Annotated in this window: 16 protein-coding genes, 1 pseudogene and 1 riboswitch; of the genes and pseudogenes, 6 read left to right on the forward strand and 11 right to left on the reverse strand. The window is 58.4% G+C overall.

The genetic code is table 11. The features are described 5' to 3' along the window. Positions 1 to 1,014: 1,014 nt before the first annotated feature. Entirely contained in the window at positions 1,015 to 2,019 is a 1,005-nt protein-coding gene (locus X733_RS1000000169945; protein WP_155924293.1) for a glycosyltransferase family 10, read from the forward strand. 136 nt (positions 2,020 to 2,155) lie between these two features. Here the strand turns inward: X733_RS1000000169945 and X733_RS138475 are convergent, their stop codons facing one another. Next, entirely contained in the window at positions 2,156 to 2,509 is a 354-nt protein-coding gene (locus tag X733_RS138475) for a hypothetical protein (protein ID WP_023671848.1), read from the reverse strand. 912 nt (positions 2,510 to 3,421) lie between these two features. On the opposite strand from X733_RS138475, the gene X733_RS138470 reads away from it, so the two are divergent. Next, a complete protein-coding gene (locus X733_RS138470) occupies positions 3,422 to 4,477 on the forward strand; it encodes a cytochrome-c peroxidase (protein WP_023820152.1) in 1,056 nt (351 codons plus the stop codon). Between the two features lie 433 nt (positions 4,478 to 4,910). On the opposite strand, the gene metE is transcribed toward X733_RS138470, so the two are convergent. The 6 genes from metE to X733_RS138445 form a co-directional block, all read right to left on the reverse strand. Beyond that, complete coding sequence (gene metE / locus X733_RS138465; RefSeq protein WP_031194147.1) at positions 4,911 to 7,259, reverse strand: 5-methyltetrahydropteroyltriglutamate--homocysteine S-methyltransferase; 2,349 nt, start codon at positions 7,257 to 7,259, stop codon at positions 4,911 to 4,913. Positions 7,260 to 7,353: 94 nt separating this feature from the next. Continuing rightward, positions 7,354 to 7,556: riboswitch (cobalamin riboswitch) on the reverse strand. Positions 7,557 to 8,158: 602 nt separating this feature from the next. Beyond that, entirely contained in the window at positions 8,159 to 9,178 is a 1,020-nt protein-coding gene (locus X733_RS138460; protein ID WP_023820154.1) for an adenosine kinase, read from the reverse strand. Positions 9,179 to 9,286: 108 nt separating this feature from the next. Further along, the gene (gene metK / locus X733_RS138455) at positions 9,287 to 10,462 is read right to left on the reverse strand and encodes a methionine adenosyltransferase (RefSeq protein WP_023820155.1); all 1,176 of its coding nucleotides are present in this window, start codon (positions 10,460 to 10,462) and stop codon (positions 9,287 to 9,289) included. A 53-nt stretch (positions 10,463 to 10,515) separates the two neighbouring features. Further along, positions 10,516 to 11,853: a serine hydroxymethyltransferase gene (gene glyA / locus X733_RS138450; RefSeq protein WP_023820156.1), complete on the reverse strand. Its 1,338-nt coding sequence runs from the start codon at positions 11,851 to 11,853 to the stop codon at positions 10,516 to 10,518. A gap of 28 nt (positions 11,854 to 11,881) precedes the next feature. Beyond that, a complete protein-coding gene (locus tag X733_RS1000000168935) occupies positions 11,882 to 12,238 on the reverse strand; it encodes an ArsR family transcriptional regulator (RefSeq protein ID WP_081726248.1) in 357 nt (118 codons plus the stop codon). A gap of 234 nt (positions 12,239 to 12,472) precedes the next feature. Next, positions 12,473 to 12,817: a recombinase family protein gene (locus tag X733_RS138445; RefSeq protein WP_023820157.1), complete on the reverse strand. Its 345-nt coding sequence runs from the start codon at positions 12,815 to 12,817 to the stop codon at positions 12,473 to 12,475. Positions 12,818 to 13,206: 389 nt separating this feature from the next. Between X733_RS138445 and X733_RS138440 the strand changes: the two genes are divergently transcribed. Beyond that, entirely contained in the window at positions 13,207 to 13,509 is a 303-nt protein-coding gene (locus X733_RS138440; protein WP_023671839.1) for a hypothetical protein, read from the forward strand. Then, complete coding sequence (locus X733_RS138435; protein ID WP_023820159.1) at positions 13,506 to 13,982, forward strand: type II toxin-antitoxin system VapC family toxin; 477 nt, start codon at positions 13,506 to 13,508, stop codon at positions 13,980 to 13,982. Before X733_RS138440 ends, X733_RS138435 begins: the two co-directional genes overlap by 4 nt. 798 nt (positions 13,983 to 14,780) lie before the next feature. On the opposite strand, the gene X733_RS138425 is transcribed toward X733_RS138435, so the two are convergent. From X733_RS138425 to X733_RS138410, 4 genes and pseudogenes are all read right to left on the reverse strand, one after another. Then, the gene (locus X733_RS138425) at positions 14,781 to 15,275 is read right to left on the reverse strand and encodes a MaoC family dehydratase (protein ID WP_031194149.1); all 495 of its coding nucleotides are present in this window, start codon (positions 15,273 to 15,275) and stop codon (positions 14,781 to 14,783) included. Between the two features lie 506 nt (positions 15,276 to 15,781). Then, positions 15,782 to 16,168 carry a bifunctional hydroxymethylpyrimidine kinase/phosphomethylpyrimidine kinase gene (locus X733_RS1000000171100; protein WP_023820161.1) on the reverse strand — a complete coding sequence of 129 codons (387 nt, stop codon included), beginning with the start codon at positions 16,166 to 16,168 and terminating at the stop codon, positions 15,782 to 15,784. 543 nt (positions 16,169 to 16,711) lie between these two features. Beyond that, positions 16,712 to 16,972 (reverse strand): annotated as a pseudogene (locus X733_RS138415) (thiazole synthase); the annotation flags it as partial. Positions 16,973 to 16,990: 18 nt separating this feature from the next. After that, positions 16,991 to 18,133: a porin gene (locus X733_RS138410; RefSeq protein ID WP_023820164.1), complete on the reverse strand. Its 1,143-nt coding sequence runs from the start codon at positions 18,131 to 18,133 to the stop codon at positions 16,991 to 16,993. Between the two features lie 901 nt (positions 18,134 to 19,034). Here X733_RS138410 and X733_RS1000000171110 point away from each other — a divergent pair. Both X733_RS1000000171110 and X733_RS138400 read left to right on the forward strand, forming a co-directional pair. Beyond that, entirely contained in the window at positions 19,035 to 19,583 is a 549-nt protein-coding gene (locus X733_RS1000000171110; RefSeq protein ID WP_245274543.1) for a type IV toxin-antitoxin system AbiEi family antitoxin domain-containing protein, read from the forward strand. Positions 19,584 to 20,067: 484 nt separating this feature from the next. Beyond that, on the forward strand, positions 20,068 to 20,850 hold the full coding sequence (locus X733_RS138400; protein WP_023820166.1) for a hypothetical protein: 783 nt from the start codon (positions 20,068 to 20,070) through the stop codon (positions 20,848 to 20,850). The last annotated feature ends 443 nt before the right edge of the window (positions 20,851 to 21,293 follow it).

The following is a 21,293-nucleotide window of genomic DNA, read 5'->3' on the forward strand; positions in this document are numbered from 1 at the left end:
CGCTGAGCCACTCGTTGTTGGCGACCCTGCCGAGGTGCGTGGCGCGTGCCGCTTAACTTAGCGCCGAAGTCGCTAGTAGCCTCGAGGCTAAGCGCGCTGTTTTTGTCTCGCTTTGCTTCTTTGGACTGTGAAATCGAGCGATAGTGGTCGCTTGATGGTGGGCGTCAGGGACGATGGAAACGTTCATTGGCAATGGCCAAAGTGATGTAAGTTCATCGCCGGTGAGCCGCTCTTGCAAAGGGGCTGGGAACCGCCGCTGATAAACCTAGGACATCAATGTATTTCGAGGCGTTTCTTAGCCGGTCCTGGAGAGGCGGCAATGGCTGCGGATGACACCTGTTCCACGATATCAAACAGCGCGGCGACCGGCAGCTTCTCGAATCTGGAGCGGCTTCTCGCAAGTTGGCGCCGCGCCGAGAGGCCGGGCAAGGACAGTGAGCCGCCTGCATCAATCATACGCATCAACCAGCCAGCGACGCGTCCTCATACAGAATGCCGCGACCGGCCGTGTGATCTCGCCGGTAGTCGCCGAGGCCCTCTGCATGAAGCCTCCGGATGTGCTGACGATCAACCAGGCCAGAAAGGTCGACGTCCTGAAGCAGGGATGACATGAGTTTGCCACTATGCGCAGGCTTGCCTTGCCCTTCCGCGGCATTTTGCGGGGCCTGTGAGTTGGGCAAGCTCGGCACTTCGATCGACTTGGCGTCACCCGGCTCATCGCCATCACGCGTTTCGGTCTGGTCCTACGCCGTGACGTTGACTCCGTTCGCGATGCCATTGAACTGCCGTGGAGAACGGCCGAGGCGGAAGGGCTGATCAACCGCCTGAAGACGATCAAACGTACCATTAGGCAGCGCCGGCTGCGAACTCCTTAGGCACGCATGCTGCCACTCAGCCGGCCTAATCACCACACGAAGCGAGGAAGAACCTGGTCAAGTGCAAAGCGACAATTGCCTCGACAGCAGGTCCCGGAAGGTTTATGCTCCCCGATGTTACCGCAATCCTGAATGGCGATTGAGTACCTTCACGAGTGAAGGGAGTGGAACTGCTTTGTCGGCCAAATTGTTGACGGAACGCCCGGCGCCCATTGTTGCTACATGTCTAGATTCTTGGGGCGTTTTGGATGATGCAATCCACCACCTCACTCCAAAGGGCAGTGGAATCTGGAACAATGTCGCTTTTGTACGCACGACATCCTTCGTGCCTGATTGGCATATTGTCTTTAACTCTGCTTCTCTTTTTGGGCTCCCTGTTGATATCGAGGCGAGCCCCAACAGGACAATTTTTGCAATCGGCGAACCGCCGACGAAAGCTCATCGTGCATTTCATGAAGGGCAGGGGAAAAATACTATCGTCCTGACGTCTGACGCAGAGCTGGTTGCTCGGCAGAATGCAGCTCGCCGATTCGTTTTGTCTCCACCGATCACTCGGTCTTGGTCTGTAAACAAGACATATGACCAACTTCTGGTCAGCGAAGTCATGGATAAGCCACTTCGGCTCTCATGGATTACCAGTAACATCGCCCTGCTTAAAGGACATCGGTATCGGCTGGCGTTTCTGGAACGGCTAAGAAAGGAGCTCGATTTTGACCTGTTCGGCCGAGGTTTTCGGCTGATTGGGGATAAATGGAACGCACTCGCACCTTATCGCTACAGTATAGCGTTCGAGAATACTCGTGCTGATTACTATTTTACAGAGAAGCTTATGGACTGCTTCGTCGCTGAAACAATGCCGATCTATTACGGCAGCCCGGCAATCACGAGGTTCTTCCCTTCGGACTCTATGGTTCTGATTGACCCAGAGGACAAGAACGTAATCCAAAAAATTCAAGAAATTATCAACTCAGACCTCTGGAAGGAACGTCGCGGCGCAATAAGAGAGGCGAAGCGGCTAGTCCTCGAGAAATACAATACGTTTGCCTATCTCGCGGGCTTCATCGAAAGCGTTCAGGATAAACCCTTACCGCCAGAAATTATACACATCGAATCGCCTGAAGTTGATTTTTCGATAGACGAATGAAGTACTCCAGCGCTCGCTCCGCGTGCCCGGCGGTTGGTGGTCTCACGAGATCGGTGCGGAACGCCCGGCGGAGAATGCCTGCTGCGCAAACGGGCCGGCACGGGCGCACAAGGTCATGCGCCCCGGCTGCCGCTAATCAGACGAACTGGGGAAGGCCAGGAACGGAATTGAGGACCTCGTCCACGAGTTCGTCGCCGGCATGTTCCTTGGCGCAGGCGATCGTCTCGTTGGCGAGGGCGGCGATCTTTGCCATGCTGAGACCCTCACTCATCAATTGCTGCCCGAGCCCCATAAGGCCGCCACCCTCTGGGTCGTCCCCATGATACTTCGCTACTAATTCCGAAGCTCCCGGAATGGCCTCGATCATGCGCGCGCCGGGACCGTCGGCCGCGTGGCTCCGCAGGAAACCCAGCATTAACCCAACGGCCTTCTCTGCGACAGCCGGGCCGATGCCGGCACCAGTGGCGATGCGCGGTAAGATTTCTTCCATGCAGGGTCTCTCTCTCTCTTTGATTACGTTTACAAGGGGGCGGTCCGGCGCCCCGCGCCTTTGGCCGAACCACAATTGAACTCCACAAATAGGCCAGCGGAGGTGCTATTGCGCCTAAAACCGCCTCTGTCAACGCAAGCTGCGTCGGACGTGCGTGTTTCCCAAACCGAAGATCATTCCAATTCACTTCATTACGCACTGGCAACCGCACAGTTTGCCGTGGCTCGCTTATGAGCCAATGCCCCGCGCCCGTCAAATGATGACGACAACATGGTCATCGCCTAGGATCTGTGGATCAAGGTGTGAGGCAGTTGCAGCGGGTGGACCTGCTCAAGCGCCGCGCCATCCTCGCGTGATGGGATGTTCGTAGAAGCGGAGCTATATGCCGGTGTGACGATCGATGAAGGCAGAACGGCTATTCCGCTACGACCTCCATACTGTCGCATAGACCGTCGCTGCTTAGGTATTGAAACCGCCATCGCTGGTGACATCACAATGTGCAGTCGGCGGGTGTCGACAAGGCCGATTCACGCAATCAGCAGGTCAGGAGGAACGAATGAACCCTGACGTTTCAGAAGCTCACTTTTCGCGAGGCGTGCAGCGCACATCGTGCAAGAGATTGCCAGTCTTGCGGATGCTGTCGACTTTCTCAACCTTGGCTGGAAGATCGCAGTGACCGAATCTACGAAGCCGCCCTCAGGGCGTGCTTTGATGCATAAAACCGGTTGCCAACCAGGGATACTCCTCCTCCCTGAAGTCCAATCGAGAAGAGCGATCACTTCCAAGAGGGTCCCAGCTCAGCTGCGAAAACAGGTGTGAGACCCCGTCCTCTCCCTCAAGCTGATCTAGCTCAGGGCGTTCATGAGCCGCAGATCGCATAATGGCTGCGTGGACGACGCAGGAAGACCAATTATGAAAATCCTATTCAGTACGATGGCTGTCACCTTGCTGGCACCCACCGCCTTTGCTGCGGATTGGATCCCCACCGACCTCAGAGATACGGCATTGGCCACCTTCACGGCTTTGCCATCCACCACGCCGACAGTCGCCAATAACCCGATCACCCCGGAAAAGATCGCTCTCGGCAAGGCACTGTTCTTCGATCCACGCGTCTCGGCGTCAGGCGTCTTGTCGTGCAATTCATGCCACAACCTGGCCACCGGCGGCGACGACAATCACGAAACCTCGATTGGCCATGGTTGGCAGAAGGGACAGCGCAACGCGCCGACTGTACTGAACGCTGTCTTCAATATCGCCCAGTTCTGGGATGGTCGTGCCGAAGACCTGAAGGCTCAGGCGAAGGGACCGGTCCAAGCCGGGATCGAAATGGCCAATACACCGGGCCAACTCATCGCCACTCTCAAGTCCATGCCGCAATATGTCGAGTGGTTCGATGCAGCTTTTCCGGCTGAAGCCGATCGGGTCACCTTCGACAACTTCGCCAAGGCGATCGAAGCCTTCGAGGCGACACTGGTCACACCTGCCCCGTTCGACAGCTTCCTGAATGGTGATGAGGTTGCCATGACTTCCGAACAGAAACAGGGCCTGGTGCTTTTCATGGACAAAGGCTGCTCGTCCTGCCATGCCGGCATCAACGTTGGTGGGCAAGCCTATTACCCATTCGGCCTCGTGGAACGGCCCAGCGCCGAAGTCCTGCCGGACAAAGACAAGGGCCGATTTGAGGTCACCAATGCAGCCGACGATTCCTATGTCTTCCGCGTGGCGCCGCTGCGCAACGTTGCACTCACCGCGCCATACTTTCATTCGGGCAAGGTTTGGGATCTGAAACAGGCCGTCGCCATTATGGGGACCACCCAGCTCGGCGTAGTACTGGCGGACGAAGAAGTTGACCTGCTTGTTGCCTTCCTCAACTCGCTGACCGGAGAGGCACCTGACGTCGCCTATCCCATCTTACCCTCAGAAACGGCGACAACGCCCCGGCCTTTAACGCAGATCTCAGGAAAATAAGGGCCAACTGGCCGCGGACTCGTAATCGAAAATGATTGGCGATTTTTACTTGGCTACACGAATTGCGACGTCCATCTCCGAATTGGCGGGACGCTAGCGATACCCGAACCCTGCCACCTCGCCCGTAGTCTGCGCGATCAACTGGGGGCGGACAGACGCAGCACCATATATTGTCCTGAGCGAACGCGCCAAGCAGTCTACTTTGAGAAACGACGCGTGACCGATTTGTTCGAGGCGCGGGGCCTGTATGTCCCCAAGGAACCAATATTATAGCGTAGTGCCACATTTATATTTCTGCGGGATTAAGACACGTGCCGTAGGGAAATTGCACATTTGCGCCGAGTGGCTCATTTCCAAGAGTGTGCCGGTTTGGCATGTTCACGGCCGACAGGAGCCAGCCGGTAGCTCACCACACGGTGAGGAAGGAGAAGCCTCAGGCCACTTTCTCCCGGAGCGCGCGCGCTGCAGCGACCATGTTAATGAGGGCAGGGCGGACCTCCTCCCACTTGCGTGTTTTGAGGCCACAGTCAGGGTTTACCCACAGTTGGCCGTCGGACAGTCGCTCGCGGGCAAGCATGATTAGGTCCGAAATCTCGCAGACCTCCGGCACACGTGGTGAGTGAATGTCATAGACGCCGGGACCGATCTCGTTCGGATATTTGGAGCTCGTGAAGGCGTCCAGCAGTTCCATCTTGGAGCGCGACGTCTCAATCGAAATGACATCCGCATCCATTCCAGCGATCGCGTCGATGATCTCGTTGAACTCCGAATAGCACATGTGGGTATGGATTCGAGTCGCGTCCTTTACACCCGTTGAAGCGATCCGGAAGCATTCGACAGCCCAGTCGAGATAGGCTTTCCAGTCAGATTGGCGCAGTGGCAATCCTTCGCGAAACGCGGCCTCATCGATCTGGATCATCCTTGCGCCGGACCTTTCGAGATCCGTCACTTCGTCGCGGATGGCGAGCGCGATCTGGCGGCAGGCTTCGGAGCGGGGTACGTCGTCTCGAACAAAGGACCAGTTGAGAATGGTCACTGGGCCTGTGAGCATTCCCTTCACAGGCTTTTCCGTAAGCGACTGGGCGAATTGCCACCAGCGCACCGTCATCGGATTGCGCCTCGATACGTCCCCGAAGATGATGGGGGGACGCACGTAGCGCGACCCATAGCTTTGCACCCAGGCATGCTGAGTGAAGGCGAAGCCGGACAGCTGCTCGCCGAAATGCTGTACCATATCGTTTCGTTCGAACTCACCGTGCACCAGCACGTCCAGCCCGATCTCTTCCTGCCAACGAATTGCTGACTCGATCTCCTTCTTCAGGAAAATCTCGTAGTCGACATAACTGAGCTGGCCCTTCGCATGAGCGGACCGCGCGCGGCGTACCTGCGGCGTCTGCGGGAAGGACCCGATTGTCGTCGTCGGGAACGGCGGCAGCCCGAGCGTGCCGGCCTGGACTCTGGAGCGCTCGCCAAAAGCGCTCTCTCGTCGTTTCATGCTATGATCAATGCTGGCGATCCGCCCCTCAACAAGCGGGTCATGGATCTTCGTGGACGTCAAGCGAGTGGCGGCAGCCTCGGCAGAAGCTTTCAACGCGGCTGCCACCGCATCCCTGCCTTTGGAAAGGGCCCGGGCCAGCAAGACCAGCTCGTCGGTCTTCTGGGCCGCGAAGGCGAGCCACGACCTGATGTCGGCCTCGAGTTCCGTCTCCATGCGCAGGTCAATCGGCACATGCAGCATCGAGCAAGAAGGCGCGATTTCGACGCGGTCCAAGGGCCAGCCGGCGACGATCGGTTTGATGCGGTCGAGAATGGCGGGCAGGTTCGCACGCCAGACGTTGCGGCCATCGATCAAGCCGAGCGAGAGCACCAGATCCTTCGGAGCGAGCCGACCCACCGTTTCCAGCTGCTCGGGAGCGCGCACGAGATCAATATGCAGGCCGGCCAGGGGCAGAGAAACCGCGGTTTCGAGATTGTCTCCCAGCGACCCGAAATACGTAGCCAGCATGATCTTCAGCTCGGGCGCGGCTTTCGACAGCTGGCCATAGGCGAATTCGAACGCAGCTCGTTCGTTCGGGTTCAGATCGAGGACAAGCGCTGGCTCATCGATCTGCACCCAGTCGGCTCCCGACAGCTTCAGCCTCTGCAGGACTTGCTCGTAAACGGGCAGCAGCCGCGGTAGGAGCGCGATGGGACCGAACCCTTCGGCACGCGATTTCGCCAGCTTGAGGAAGGTGATGGGTCCAAGGATGACTGGGCGTGTGTGAATGCCGAGAGCTTTGGCCTCGAGGAAGTAATCGACGGGTCTCGTCGACGAGAGGGCGAACGTCTGATCATCACCCAGTTCCGGCACAATGTAGTGGTAGTTTGTGTCAAACCACTTGGTCATTTCCATCGCGGTTACACCGGGCCCATGAGCCGCCTCCTGGTGACCAGCGTGTGCACAATCCTCCGTCTGACCCTGGTTGCCGCGCGCCATTGCGAAGTAGATGTCAAGTGGGACCTCGCCGCTATTCCAGCCGTAACGGGAGGGAATGGCGCCGACCATGGCTGCGGTGTCGAGCACATGGTCGTAAAGCGAGAAGTCGTTTGACGGTATTTTCGACACGCCGCGATCGCGCTGCTCTTCCCAGCTAGCGGCACGGAGCGCCTTCGACGTCGTGAGAAGGTCGCCAGCGGACGATGTTCCGGACCAGTAGCTTTCAAGCGCGAATTTCAGTTCTCGGCGACGACCGAAGCGCGGCACGCCGAGCGTTGCTACAGGAATTTGCTGAGAGACAGTCATGTCATACTCCGATGATTGGGGCGTCGGTGACAAGGAAGGCGCTGGCAGGCCGGCATCAACGCCGGGTTGCAGCGGCCACCGAGACACCCCGCCCGTGGACGTAATTCGCCGTGGCAGGTCTCCTGGCTCGCGGGGTCGTAGCCTCTACCGGTCTTCCCGAGGGTATTCGCCTCAGTGACATGAGTTGGTTTGGCTCGCCGCTAACAGTTGCGGGGGCAGCGCCGGCATCGCACCGGCTTCCCTCTTAGCTCCGTTGCGGCAGCGCCGCACGCGAGAACCACGACACGCAGACAATCACAGCAGTCCGCTCTTTTGTCAATGACGCATAACGAAATGTCTATGTCGTTATGTGATCGCGCTTTTACGCTTGTCTAACATTGTGAAATATTCAGTCTCCCATTGGCGGCGCTGCTCCGCTGCCACCATTGTCCAACTGGCGGATTCCTGTCGGGCTGCGACGCAGCTTGGGTGAACGACCTGTTCTCATAGATTATTGGCGTCCACTCGTCCGTGCCATGCTGGCAGAACAACAAGCCGAAGTTGGCCCGTCCCGTCCTGTAATGAGATTGACGAGGATGAAGCCCAGCTGCCAATTCCGCTGGTCCCAGACCAATGGTGAACCAGTCTGCCCGCATTCGGCATCGTGGACGTGATCGCAAGTCAAGTGCTCCGACGGATGCCGCGAGTTCTCCGTTACCTCAGGACCTTACTGGCCTTCCCCAAGCTGAGCTTCTGGAAAATGCCGGTGGCGATCTCGATGACGGTGAATGCCGTCAAGGCAAGCCCGCCTTGCACCGCCTTCCAGCAAGCTTCACGGCAGCAGCATCGTCAGTTCTCCGAAGCGAATGGCTGTCGCTATCAGCGAGCTTTGACACAGTTCCGCCACTGCGATGATCGCGTCAGTAGGGCGGCTGGTTAGTTGCCCGCGCATGCAATCCCGCCTGTTCGGCCTCGCGGCGCAAATTCCGCCGGGGCCTTGGTCCGATCTGCTGGATAACCAGTCCGGCCGCCAGTGAGCCAAGATCGCCGCAGGTCTGGAGGTCGCGGCCTTGTGTGTAGCCATGCAGGAAACCGGCGGCGTAGAGATCGCCGGCGCCCGTCGTGTCGACCAGTTCCTTGATGGCGGTCGCCTTGATGACCACGGTCTCGTCGCCGCGCACGATGACAGAGCCCTTTTCCGAGCGGGTCACGGCGGCAATCCGGCAATCCTTGCGGATCTGCGCCAGCGCCTCGTCGAACGACGACGTCTGGTAGAGCGACTTGATCTCATGGCTGTTGGCAAAGACGATATCGACCGTGCCCGACCGCATCAGGTCGAGGAACTCGTCGCGGTAGCGGTCGACGCAAAACGAATCCGACAGTGTCATCGACACTTCGCGGCCTGCTGCGTGCGCCAGCTTCGCCGTCTGGCGGATTGCCTCCTTGGCGCGCGGCGGGTCCCACAGATAGCCCTCGAAATAGGTCACCTTGGCGCCGGACGCCTTGTCGGCTTCGACATCTTCCGGCCCGAGTTCGACGCAGGCGCCGAGATAGGTGTTCATCGAGCGCTCGCCGTCGGGGGTGACAAATATCATCGAGCGCGCCGTCGGCGGCTCGCCCTTGAGCGGCCTGGTGTCGAAGGCGACACCCTGTGCATGGATATCGTGCGCATAGATTTCGCCCAGCGCATCGTTGGAGACCTTGCCGAAGAAGGCGGCGCGTCCGCCGAAGCTGGCTACGCCGGCCGCCGTGTTGCCGGCACTGCCGCCGGAAGCCTCGATCGCCGGGCCCATGCGGCTGTAGAGCAGTTCGGCGCGGCGCGTGTCGATCAGGTTCATCGCGCCCTTGATGATGCCGTTGATCTGGAGGAATGCCTCGTCGCACTGGGCGATGATGTCGACAATGGCATTGCCGATGCAAAGCACGTCATAATCCGGCATCAATGTCTCCGCCAAAAAACCCGAGCCGGCTTCTCGCCACGCCTGCCAGGCGCGGGTCTGCCCGGTGGAAATGGGCTTTCCGCTTGCCAATCCGCTCGCCGGCGGCTCTCACGGGGTGGCGAGTCCTGCCTCGCGACGCAATTCGTCCGCCCTGTCTGTCTTCTCCCAGGTGAAATCAGGCTCTTCACGGCCGAAATGGCCATAGGTCGCTGTATTGCGATATATAGGGCGTAAGAGATCAAGCATCTTGATAATGCCTTTCGGTCTGAGATCGAACAACTCAAGAATGAGGCGCTCGATCCTGCTTTCCTCAACCCTGGCTGTCCCGAACGTGTTGACCATGACGGAAACCGGACTGGCAACGCCGATTGCGTAAGCAAGCTGCACCTCGCACACGTCCGCAAGTCCGCTAGCGACGATGTTCTTTGCGACATAGCGGGCTGCATAGGCAGCCGAGCGGTCAACCTTGGACGGGTCCTTGCCCGAGAAGGCGCCGCCGCCATGACGACCCATCCCGCCATAGGAATCGACGATGATCTTGCGTCCAGTGAGACCGCAGTCGCCGCGCGGCCCGCCGACTACGAACCGCCCCGTCGGGTTGACCAGAATTCTGATGCCTTCCGTCTCCAGGTGGGTCGGCAGGACAGGCTTTATGATTTCCTCAATGACGCCCTCGCGGACAGTCTCTTGCGAGACCTGCTCGTCATGTTGCGTCGACACGACGATGGTATCCAGGGCGACCGGGCGCAACCCCTCATAGCGCACTGAGACTTGGGATTTCATGTCAGGACGCAACCAGCCAAGCTGTTGTGCCTTCCGGACATACGCCTGCCGTTTCGTCAAGCGATGAGCGAGCTGGATCGGCAAAGGCATCAGGGTATCGGTTTCGCGGCATGCGTAGCCGAACATGAGGCCCTGATCTCCCGCTCCCTGCTGGAGGTCTTGCCCTCTTCCCTCGTCAACGCCTTGGCTGATGTCGGGCGACTGCTCGGTGAGGGCATGAACGACGGAGCAACGCCGGCCGTCAAAGCCGACGGCCTCGTCGTCGTACCCAATGTCGAGAATCGTATCGCGCGCAACTTGGCTGTAATCCACCTGGGCATCGCTGGTGATCTCGCCAGCCAGAACGACTATCCCTGATTTTACCAACGCTTCACAGGCGACGCGCGCCTTGGGATCTGTGCGGAGGATGGCATCGAGGATGGCATCCGAGATGTTGTCGGCCAACTTATCCGGGTGCCCCGCGCCAACCGATTCGGAAGAGAACACGAACTGCCTAGCCATGAATACCTCGCTTCGGATGTTGGATGTGGTATGGGCATTTTGCTTGGCCCACCTTACTTGTCGGAGATGCCCGGGACCTCGAACGCAGCGCACAAGTCGGCAACGTCTCTTCGCACGCAGGCATGGAGATCTTCGTCGTCTGGCCGCTGGAGGACGGAGTCAATGAAGCCAGCAATTTGCACCATTTCCACATCGCGCATGCCCATTGACGTCACTGCTGGCGCCCCCAGGCGAATTCCGCTTGTGACCGCCGGATGCCGCGGGTCGCCAGGCACCATATTAAAGTTTGTGATGATTCCTGCCTTTGCTAGTCGCTCGGCATAGGCCTTGCCCGATAGTGGCCGATCGCGAAGATCAAGGATCAGCATGTGATTGTCCGTCCCCCCGGTAACCAGGTCATAACCTCGCTCAAGCAGTGCATGTGCCAGAGCCTTGGCATTCTTGACCGTCTGTTGGCTGTAGCTTCGGAAGGACGGGTTCGCGGCTTCGTGCAAGGCAACCGCTAGCGCAGCGATGGCATTCATGTGAGGTCCGCCTTGCAGGTGAGGGAAGACCGCCCGGTCTATTCGTCTGGCGAGATTGTATTTGCTCTTTGTATGATACAGGGCCTGATAGCGATCTTCGTTCCTTGACAAAATAAAGCCACCGCGGGGACCGCGGATCGACTTGTGGGACGTGCTGCTGACCACGTCGCAATGGCCCACGGGATTCGGGTGCGCTCCCGCGGCAATCAGGCCGCTGATGTGCGCAATGTCGGCTACGAGATAGGAGTTCGCTTCCAGGGCAATTTCTGCCATTGCCGCGTAGTCAAAGACACGCGGGTAAGCGGTTCCGCCGACCCAAATGAGCCGCGGCCGTTCCCGCTTGGCTGTCTCGCGCAAGCGGTCATAGTCAATCTGCTGTGTCTTTTCATCTAGTCCATAGGGCACGCGTTGATAGTCAGTTCCGGAAAAGTTGATGGCCCAACCATGAGTCAGATGGCCCCCTTCCGGAAGGGGCAAGCCCATGACTTTGTCACCGGGACTCAAAAGCGCACGATAGACAGCCTGGTTGGCCGGCGAGCCGGAATAAGGCTGGACGTTGGCATGCTCGCTGCCAAATAGCGTTTTCAGGCGCTCAATGGCCAGATCCTCAAGCTCATCAACGATCTCGTTTCCAGCGTAGTAGCGCGCGCCGGGGTACCCCTCGGCGTACTTGTTCGTGAAAATCGAGCCGTTCGCTTCCAGCACGGCCGAGGACGCAAAGTTCTCTGAGGCGATGAGCTTGAGGGTCGTCCGCTCCTGCCGCTCCTGTCTCAGAAGCAGCTCGTGGACGCGGCAATCAACCGCGGCCAAGGAAGACCGCCCGTGGGTGTCCGGCTGTGCGATTGCGCCGTCTGCGGAGTTGTCCATGGTAGCTTCGCGCTCCAATTGGATTGACCTATTTCACGATCAAGCACGCGGTCCCTTTCGGCCGCGTGTCTCGTACCGCTTCGAGCCGCTGCAGGTCCTGTTTATGATAGCCGTCGCGATGGGGCAGGAGATCGACCAATAATTGAACCAGCCCGCCGTCGTTGGATCCTGCGTTGAGATGGTACGAGCGCCACGGAGGCTGTTCGTTGCAGCAAAGAAAGTCGGCTCTGGCGAGCAGCCGGACGTGTCGCGCAACCCGCTCTCGACACACGCTCAGAATCTCCGCTAGCTCGCAGACAGTTAGGTCCGCATGCGCACAAAGGCCCAGGATTCGAAGGCGGTCAGGATGCGCTGCCATGCGTAGGCGACTAACCAGTGTCATCATGGCTCAGGACCAAGTCCTACCGAATTTCTCATTCGCGTCCTCCACAGAAGTCGCAGCTTTTGAAGGTTGTCCAACGACCGGACAAATCTCGGTGGCTGTGGCGACTGCCGATATCGCCCTGTCGAACAACAAAGGGCGTTCTTTTGCCTTTAGCCGAAATTGCAAGCAGTTCGGCGAGTCGAAGACAAGCGGGGCCACGTTTTGGAACCACTGACCTCAGACGTTGCAATAAGCCTACCATTCACACCGAGCCGGAGTTGCTAAGAGTCTATGAATTTTCTTGAAGGATCTGTTGCAACGTTTGCCCAGCCTGGCCTGCTCCCGGTTTGCAGCGGTCATGGTCAGGCGATCCATCGCCTCTGCGAGCACGATCAGGAATTTGCCCTGCATCGCATCGCTGATCAGCTCCTGAAGGCCGGGACGCAACAGCGACCCGCCGCAGATCGCGCGGTGGGTATTGCTGTCGACGACTGTCCAGCCTTGCTTTTCAGCACGCAAGCAGCAGAGCCGCAACTGATCCTCGATCGAGGCGTCTCGGTGATTGTCAGTTGAGTAGCGAGCGCCAAGCGCGACCTTCATGAGGCGGCCCCTTACTCCGGGACGCGGTCTCGCGTCTGGCTATCCGTTTCGGCTTGAACGAAATTCCGTGCGGCCTGTCGTGCCAGCAGCCGGACCAGATTGACGAAGCGTCGATCGGGCTTCGGCGACGCAGACACAGCCGATTCGCGGGCCGCGCCGGCGACCACACGAAGCTTTTCGGCTGTTGCCGTTTCGGCGCGCTATGATCGCGTTCCTGTCCTGACGCGAAATACTCCGTTTCGCGACAATGATGCCAAGTCAGTGCTTCGACAAGCTGGAATTCTATCAATAGCGCGCGTCGCGCAAGAGCCAGTGCTGGCCGATGACGGGGCACCTTGTGCTCCGAAGAAGCCATGGCTATATATCCGGATAGAGAACGGAGGCACGCGATGGGCAACACTGCACAGAAGAGAGCCATCGAGAATTATCGCTCTCGCCTGGCTGAGCGCGGCATCGCGCGGTTCGAGATCCAGGCGTTCGACGCAGACCGCGATCTGCTGCGAACTCTTGCCCGAAAATTAACGGAGAGCGGGCCGGATGCCCGACAGCTTCGTCGGACCATACAGCAAGCCGTGGCGGGTGAGCCACCGAAAGCGGGCAGCATTCTCGCCGCGTTGCGTCGCTCGCCTCTGGTTGGCTCCAATCTCGACCTCAGCCGGCCGCGCGAAGAGGGGCGCAAGATCGACCTGTGACGCGCTACCTTCTTCATACCAATATCATCAGCAACGTCATAAAGCCGGAGCCTTCGGGCTCGTTGCTGGCCTGGATGGGCGCGCAGAAGGACGAAGACCTCTTCATTGCTTCGCTTACTGTCGCCGAAATTCGCCGAGGCATCCTAGAGAAGCCGAAGGGGAAAAAGCGCAGCAGCCTTGAAACTTGGTTCGAGGGCTCCGAAGGCCCGCAAGCGCTGTTCGCTGGCCGCGTGCTATCGTTCGACGAGAAAGCTGGCCTCGTGTGGGCGCGGCTGATGGCCAACGGCAAAGCCATAGGCCGTTCGCGGAGCGCCCTAGACACAATCATTGCCGCTGTAGCCGAAGCCAACGAGTGTGTCGTAGTGACCGACAATGAAAAGGACTTCGAGGACGTTCAGATAATCAACCCGCTCCGTAGCTCTGGAAGCCAAGCGGGTGATGATAGCTCCAACGGTCCGGCCGATTCAATTTGAGGATTTCAGCGGCACGGAGTCCGAACGTCTCGTGTTCGCCTACCTTTAGCGATGGCTGGATTGATCTTGCTTAGTTCGGCCAGGGCGTCTCTTCCAGTTCCGCTTTAATGCCATCCCGGTTCATCTAGTCAGCTCGATCTACCAACAGTTCGCTCGCACGAGCGCCGCGGACAAGGCGCGATCGCAGGGACTGCGCGATACGCGTGTCGAGCTCGTCCATCTTACACTCGATCTCGTCTTCGAAGGCCCTCTCGCCAAACGCCACTGTAGTCCATCCCGCTTGCGCCTCGGGGGCCTTCTCATCGAGGGTTTCTCGCCACTGGTCTGGCGCGCTACCAATGGCAAGTTCGCCCGCTGGGAACTCGTCGGTGCACTCCCAGCTCTGGGCATCCACATCAACTGCGGAGCTCTTCATAGCCGTGTTCTGCCTTTAGCTGGCAGCTCTCGAGCTCGACGAGCAGCCGATCAGCGACACCCGCGACCTCAAGTTCGACCCGGTTGACTCGATAACACCCTATTGGCAGATTCAGTCGGGGAGGATCTGCCCACTCCGATCACAAGCCGATCTTTCGACCCCGTAGTCGGGAATTCTCCATGGACCTTCGTGAAGAAGGAATGCAGCGCCGAAAGCCGAAGCGCTTCCGATACATCGAAGCCCCTTCCGAGTCGGAGCCCCGATTAGGCATTCCTGCCACTCTATCTAGCCGACCCCCGTGGCCGCGTTGCCGATCGGTGCGCACTGGTCGCCTACATCGCCCCGGCACGTGAAGATCGTCTCTGCTGACGCTCGTTGACAATTCAGGCCGCCTCCGGCTGGCGTTTGATCAGCGTCAGCGTCAACCAGCGCGCGGTCAGCGCCGGCTTTTTCGAGCCCTCGATCTCAATCGTCACGCCCAGCGCCGTCTGCACCCAGCCCGACGGCCTGACCTTGACGTCGGCCAGTACGAAACGGGTGCGGATGCGCGATCCGGTTTTCACCGGCGCCAGGAAGCGCAGCGATTCGAAGCCATAGTTGACACCCATCTTGCAGTTTTCGAGCGGCCGCATGGTCTCGAAAGTCATCGCCGACAAAAGCGAAAGCGACAGGAAGCCATGTGCGATGGTGCCGCCGAACGGCGTCTCGCGCTTGGCGCGCTCCGGATCGCAGTGGATGAACTGGTGGTCATCGGTGGACTCGGCGAACTGGTCGATCATCCGCTGCGAGACCACCCGCCACGGCGACACGCCGACTTCCTTGCCGACGCTGGCCAGAAGCTCGTCGAGACTGATCGGTTCCAAGCTAATGTCCTCCATTTCAACCGTCCGAAGCGCGAGCGGCTTCATTCCGTGAACAGTGTCAGCCCATGCTGCACCGACTGCCGGCCATCCATCGGCAGGATGGCTCCGGTGAGATGACTGCCGTCACAGCTGCACGAATAGAGCGTTCCGCCGGCAATCTCATTCGGCGCACCGATGCGGCCGATCCGAACATGGCTGCAGACGAGCCGGCTTGTACTCGGTCGCGGTGCGCGTCGTGCAGGCCACTGAAAGCAGCTCGTCTTGCTACCGGTGATCATTCCGCCGGCGCCGCTATGCGGTATTGTCGCAGATTGATAAAATCAATTGTCTGGATAGGAACCATCCGTGTTTCGAATTTGGAGGAGTCCGGCAGACGGGGTGGCTTGGGGTCCTTGTTGAAGCGCGCCGGCCTCATTCACCGGTAGCACTGAGCCGGCAAGAAGCGCCAGTTCAATGACATTGGGTGTCGACACGGCAAAGCGGCATCAGATGCTACTTCATGATGCGGGATGGCGCTTGCTTCAAGAAGCGCTCGGCCTGACGTGGAAGCCAGCACCGGATCTGGACTGTCGATATGCGCCCGATATTCGCGCAGCACAGCCTGCAACCGCAGCGACGATGATCTCAGCCGTTGCGAGCATGCCAACCTTGGTGCCGGCCACTCTGTTAGCTTGAAGCGCAACGCGCATTTGACCCGTCACCAGACCGGGTTGCGTAACTTGGATTTCCAAGGCGTCTTCCTGGGTTTGCACCGTCAGCGCGCTGACAGCAAAGGCAGGTGCGCACGTCAAGGCAAGCGATCGTCTCGATCTCGCGGGCAATTCCAGCCCCCCCGCGGGAATCTGACCCGACAACAACGAGCAGATGCGGTTCTCGCCTCGGCGCCATTGCTCTGTCTTTCGATCCATTCTCGCGTGCGCGCTTCTGGGGCGTCGTTCAGCGCAAAGTCGGTGACCACGGCTGCGCTTTCCGCGCCAGCCTCAAAAAACGCCTTCGAGACGGTAAGGTTGAGGCCGCCGATGCAGACCAATGGGATCGGCGCGACCTGGTGCTTCCACCGCTGATCCGCTCGAGTCCTCGCGACGCCCATTCATCTTCTTGAGGCTGTTGGATAGACTGGGGCGAGCGCCACATACTCCGGTTCCGCCACTGGCGCCGTTTCCAGTTCGGTGTGATCGTGGATCGACAGGCCGAGCTTCAATCCGACTTATTTCATCGCCAGCATCGGCGGCAGCCAAATCCTTTTGACCAAGAGGACGAAGTCGCAGCCTTCCACGATTGCCGTGCGCCAAATGTCGTTTACTCACTTGGCAACCATGGACCGCGCAGGCGTCGTTCGCGCGGCGGATTTCCGTCTGCAGTCCTTTCTCGTCCATATCCTTTATCCGGAGCTGCACCAGACTCACGCCGAGCGGAACCAGCCGGTCAATCCAGCCGGCACGTCCACGACTTCATGAGTAGACGGCCCTGCCGATCGTCGGTGGGTAGCGCCGTTCGAGCATTCCCGAGCTGAAAGCTTCACGACCGGCATCGACCGCTTTGCCGAACGCACGCGCCATGCCGACCGGATCGGCCGCCCTCGGGACCGCCGTGTTCAGGAGCACGGCGTCAAACCCCTCTATGACGGTCGCCGCGTACGACGGCCGTCCGAGCCGTGCATGCACAATCAACGGAATGTAGGGGGAATGTCCGCGCATCAACTGGACCTCGGAGCTCAACGCTTCATCGCATTAGAATGAGCGTTCGAAACGCAGGATACCGCCGACACTGCTCTTCTTGTTGGCATTGGTCCAGTTCACTTCGGAAGCTTTCACCTTTCCGACGGCGGAGCCTCCGTAGCGGTCATAGTCGAGTTCAGCCGTAACTGTGAAATCTGGAAGGAACGCATAGGCGACGTTCGCAGCGACACCATAGTTGTTGAGCTGATCACCCGAGAGCTGAAGGTTGAACGAAGCTGACTCGGTGAGCTCGTAATCGGCGCCAGCCCAGAAAGCCCAGTTCCCGCCCCAAGGTTTATAGAAACCGCGACCATGAGCGTCTACCGAATTCGTCGAGCCGTAGTTGAGCTGGCCATGGGAACCGTAGCCCAACATTCCGGATAGCAACAGTTCGTTGGTGACATTGATGTCGACACGGACCTTGGCGGCCACCGATTCGTAGTTGCTATCATAAGCTGCAACGCCGGTGATCGCTCCCCAGCCATGTGCGTATTTCAAGCCGCCTACTATGTGGGGAGCGTAGCTGTCGATTGTGGCGACCACGTCCGAGCCTTGTTCCAGCGAAACCACGGCCGAAAAGCCGTTCCCTGCGTCCAAGTAGTACTGAACCACATTGGTATCGAAAGCGCCGTACGGAGCCGGCGTCTGGTTCAGTACATCACCCGCGCAGCCAATAAACATGTCGAAAGCCGACCGGTCCTTACCAACTCGCAGGCCACCAAGCTGAATCCAGGCGATAGTCAGGCCGCTGCCTCCGTTCAAGCCATAGGACCGAGAACTGTCCGAAACCGATGTCTGGTGGCTGCCGAAGTTCACGCGGGTTTCGGTGTAGGTCTTCAACGTCCCGCGTTCGGTCTCCTGGCCGGTCCAGGTTTTCAATGTGAAGCGTGTGTTGTTTTGCAACGCGCTCTGATGCTCACCAGTCCTCACATCCGAGGTTCTTGAGTGGTCAAACAATCCGACGTTGTAACGGACAGAGCCGCCGATTCGCAGGCAGGTCTCGGTGCCTGAAATGTAGACGTAGCCCGAGCCGTAGACGTCGCAGATCTTGACGTACTCAGTCGGGTCAGGCTCGGCGGCGGTGGTGACGGCGCGAGCGTTGGAAACGGCAATCAGTGCCGCAGTTGAGCCGAGGAGGAGGCTCCTAATGGTCATTGTCGATCTCCGCTTTAATAATAAAGTGATGGACGCGAGTGATTCTGTGAACAACCTCGAAACGTGCGCAGTTTTGCTGCGCCGTCAGCTAAGCCCTGAAGGAAATCCTAGAATGTATTCTGGTGATTGTTGTCCAATATATGGTTTTAGCTGTCGATAACATAATTTTCGCCGAAATGGAGGTATGCAAAATTTTGTACAATCATCACAGTCAACTCAGCTGGTAAAGGTAGGCGTCACAAAGGGTCCTGCATTCGACCGCAAATGACGTGCCAGCCTGACGACCAGCTGCGGCTTGAAGCTCAATTGTGCGGGCGGACCTTGGTTCGCACTTCCTTGTTTTTGCCTTGCGGATCCACCCAAGCACGAACGGAAAAACGTTCGGCTACAGTTCGACTGTTCGCTTCGCGACAGTTTCGTTCAATGGGGACAGCATTGTTTGTGGTGAGCCCGACGTTGAGGCATCATGCGGCGGCACCGCTCGGCACGACGCCGTCATGTTGGCGAGCTGATGCTCGACAAATACGCGCTGCAGCCTTGCACCAAACAACGCTCGGCAATAAGTCTCGACCAGCGCTCAAAGTCCCGATAGGTCCGGCCGTAGGATGGAGTGCGCAGGCCACCCCTTCACGCTGGAATTCTTCGAATGTGATGGCGATACGCTTTATCGCGTGAAGATCATCTGTTCGCGGATTGTCGAGCAGAAGACCGAAGTTCGGGGTCGTTACAAGCGCGATTCCAAGTTCCTTTGTCCCCCTAATGATGGCGGTGCGCTGCTCGCCAAGGGTCCGCCACGGTTCAATCCGATGATCGTGATTGACGCCGGTTAGAACAAAGTCAGCGGTGGCGTCTATGTTGTATGTGCGACAGAGGTTTCGCGCGTTTCGAAGTGAAGCTTCCCGTGTTTGCAATCGATGAGATCGGGCAAGCGCAAGGCGAACACTTTGCCAGCGAGCGGCGTCGTTCGACTGCTTCCATGGTAGATGAGCGGCACGATATCCGCGCTCAATTGGGCAGAACAAACGGCCGTGCGTGGAATGTCCTCAAATCCGAAGCCGCCAACCTCGCGCATCTGCTGCACAAAGAGCTGCGGCTTATGCCGTCGCCAATGCTCACGATTGGCCAAATCTTTGGAAGTTGGCTCTCCGGGATCGATGAATCTGAGAAATACGAATTCGCCATAGCGCTACTCCGGGACGCGGCACTGCCGCATCAAATGCGAAAACGTGATCGGGACCGCGCGGAAGCGCTACACCTCGCAGGTGGGCGTCCACCATCGCTCCGGAATCGCGCCGTTGCTCTGGCGCAAGAACGCGGCGAGGTACGGACTCGCGATCTCACCGACGTCGGCATCCCACGGTGCTACCTCTCCCGGATGTGCGAGGAAGGGCTGTTCGTGAAGGTCGGCTATGGGCGGTATCGAGCCGCTGCCTACGTTGAAGCGAACTGAGCTGGCTAGGCGAGTGACTTCAGGATGACCCCGGAAGTATTATCAAATAGATCGTTGCGGAAAATTCAGATTGGCATGTGCTCAAACGTGATCCAGAATTTCCGTTGAGCAAAGTTGGTAGTGAAAGCGCGTGACCTCGTCGGCGTGTGGCAGAAGGCGATTTCAGCTGTGATTGACAAGACCGCGCCTGCTGGTCGCTGAACGGTCAGCGACAAGAGGCCTGGCACACTAGCATACGTGAGTTCAGGGCTCATGAAAGGGTAATGCTCAACAATCCTGCTCAATGAACGTCGTAATGAATGACGAGCTTGTTCTGAGTATTTAACAGGTGAGCGATTTCAGGGGCGTGAATTCGGTTCATTCAGGTTGAAAGGTCCAAAAAGGTTGCAACTTACTACCGACACCGTCCCGTCATCGCGCAATTGCAATTCGATCTAACCGGCTTATTCTGGCTGTCGGGGAAATGTTACAGCGGAGGGAAACCGTGAACGATTTGCTGAACAAACCGGCTACGCCCAGGTCCAGACATTTCAATCTGAAACTGGCTGTCGCAGCCGTGTCTATCACTTACGCGCTTTTCGGCGTCTACGGAAAATCCTTCGGCGATGCATTCTTCGGCATCATTCTGGCGCTCATAGCCTTCCTCGACGAGTATGGATTTGACACGAACCGTTATGTCGATGCGGCGCGGCAAAAGTTGCAAAGGTTCTATCGGCAAGGTGATAAGATCGCGCGGGTTCTCGTCTTCACTATCGGAGTCGGTGGAACCGCTCTGATCGTGGACTGGATATTCAATCTCAACGTCATCCCGATCGATGCGGTCGATCCATGGATAAAGCGTCTGGCGCCGGCGCTGGTCATTGCCGCGACAACGCTTTTTCTCGTGACTTTCTTTTCCAAGTTTTTCTATCAGCTCAACGTCACCGTCGCGGATCGAATATCGAACCGGATTGAGATCACGCTCTACCTGGCCACATCGCTCTTTATTGTTTCGAACATCGTCTTCTGGATCGGGATTAATGTCGAAAACGCGCTTCCCTCCTCCTCCACCGATCTGAACAGGTATGATCCAGGGCAATGGGCAGATATTTCTCCGTGGTGGCAGAATTTGCTTCTGTCCCTTGTCCTAATCTCCCTGGTTTGGCTGACCGCCAGCTTCATTTGGGCCTTCTCGCGCTACGCGGAATATTATTGGCGCGACGTACCGCTGAACTCCAAGCCCAAGAGGGCTCAGAACCAGGACGGCAGAAGTACGAAATCCAAGTAATAGCCGCAGGTTGGCGGCAGCGATTGATCATGTTCGACCGGAATCGCCGGTGTTAGATAGGAGTGGCTTCTTCGATGTAAAAATGGGCGAACTTCTTGTGGTTGCGTGGAGCCTGAAGTCGGTAAGGTCCGAACCCGGCGCACTGCGGGACGTCGCTGAACTCAAAGCGTGCGTCGACGGCATAGGCGCTAAGATAGCTTTGGCATGGACTGGAATTTGCGCTTTCGCGGTGGCTCACGCCAGCGATATCGCAAGGCACGGAGATTTCGGCGCAGGGTTGCCAAGGGAGGTTGAGCGAAGATCGCTGCGATCAGAGAGGCGACGATCTGGCGGGTGGCGCGCCACAGTAGCGGGCGCCCGTCGCTCAAGGGGGAGAGACACCCAACTCCTGCGAGAGGGGTTCGGTCACAAGCGCGATGAGGAAGTGTGCAAGGATCCAAGGC

This window comes from Mesorhizobium sp. L2C066B000 (assembly GCF_000502335.1).
GTDB lineage: Bacteria > Pseudomonadota > Alphaproteobacteria > Rhizobiales > Rhizobiaceae > Mesorhizobium.

Coding starts and splice junctions, on each gene's coding strand:
- X733_RS138475 (WP_023671848.1), bottom strand. CDS start 2,509: ATGGAAGAAATCTTACCGCGCATCGCCACTGGTGCCGGCATCGGCCCG.
- X733_RS138470 (WP_023820152.1), top strand. CDS start 3,422: ATGAAAATCCTATTCAGTACGATGGCTGTCACCTTGCTGGCACCCACC.
- metE (WP_031194147.1), bottom strand. CDS start 7,259: ATGACTGTCTCTCAGCAAATTCCTGTAGCAACGCTCGGCGTGCCGCGC.
- X733_RS138460 (WP_023820154.1), bottom strand. CDS start 9,178: ATGCCGGATTATGACGTGCTTTGCATCGGCAATGCCATTGTCGACATC.
- metK (WP_023820155.1), bottom strand. CDS start 10,462: ATGGCTAGGCAGTTCGTGTTCTCTTCCGAATCGGTTGGCGCGGGGCAC.
- glyA (WP_023820156.1), bottom strand. CDS start 11,853: ATGGACAACTCCGCAGACGGCGCAATCGCACAGCCGGACACCCACGGG.
- X733_RS1000000168935 (WP_081726248.1), bottom strand. CDS start 12,238: ATGATGACACTGGTTAGTCGCCTACGCATGGCAGCGCATCCTGACCGC.
- X733_RS138445 (WP_023820157.1), bottom strand. CDS start 12,817: ATGAAGGTCGCGCTTGGCGCTCGCTACTCAACTGACAATCACCGAGAC.
- X733_RS138440 (WP_023671839.1), top strand. CDS start 13,207: ATGGGCAACACTGCACAGAAGAGAGCCATCGAGAATTATCGCTCTCGC.
- X733_RS138425 (WP_031194149.1), bottom strand. CDS start 15,275: ATGGAGGACATTAGCTTGGAACCGATCAGTCTCGACGAGCTTCTGGCC.
- X733_RS1000000171100 (WP_023820161.1), bottom strand. CDS start 16,168: ATGGATCGAAAGACAGAGCAATGGCGCCGAGGCGAGAACCGCATCTGC.
- X733_RS138410 (WP_023820164.1), bottom strand. CDS start 18,133: ATGACCATTAGGAGCCTCCTCCTCGGCTCAACTGCGGCACTGATTGCC.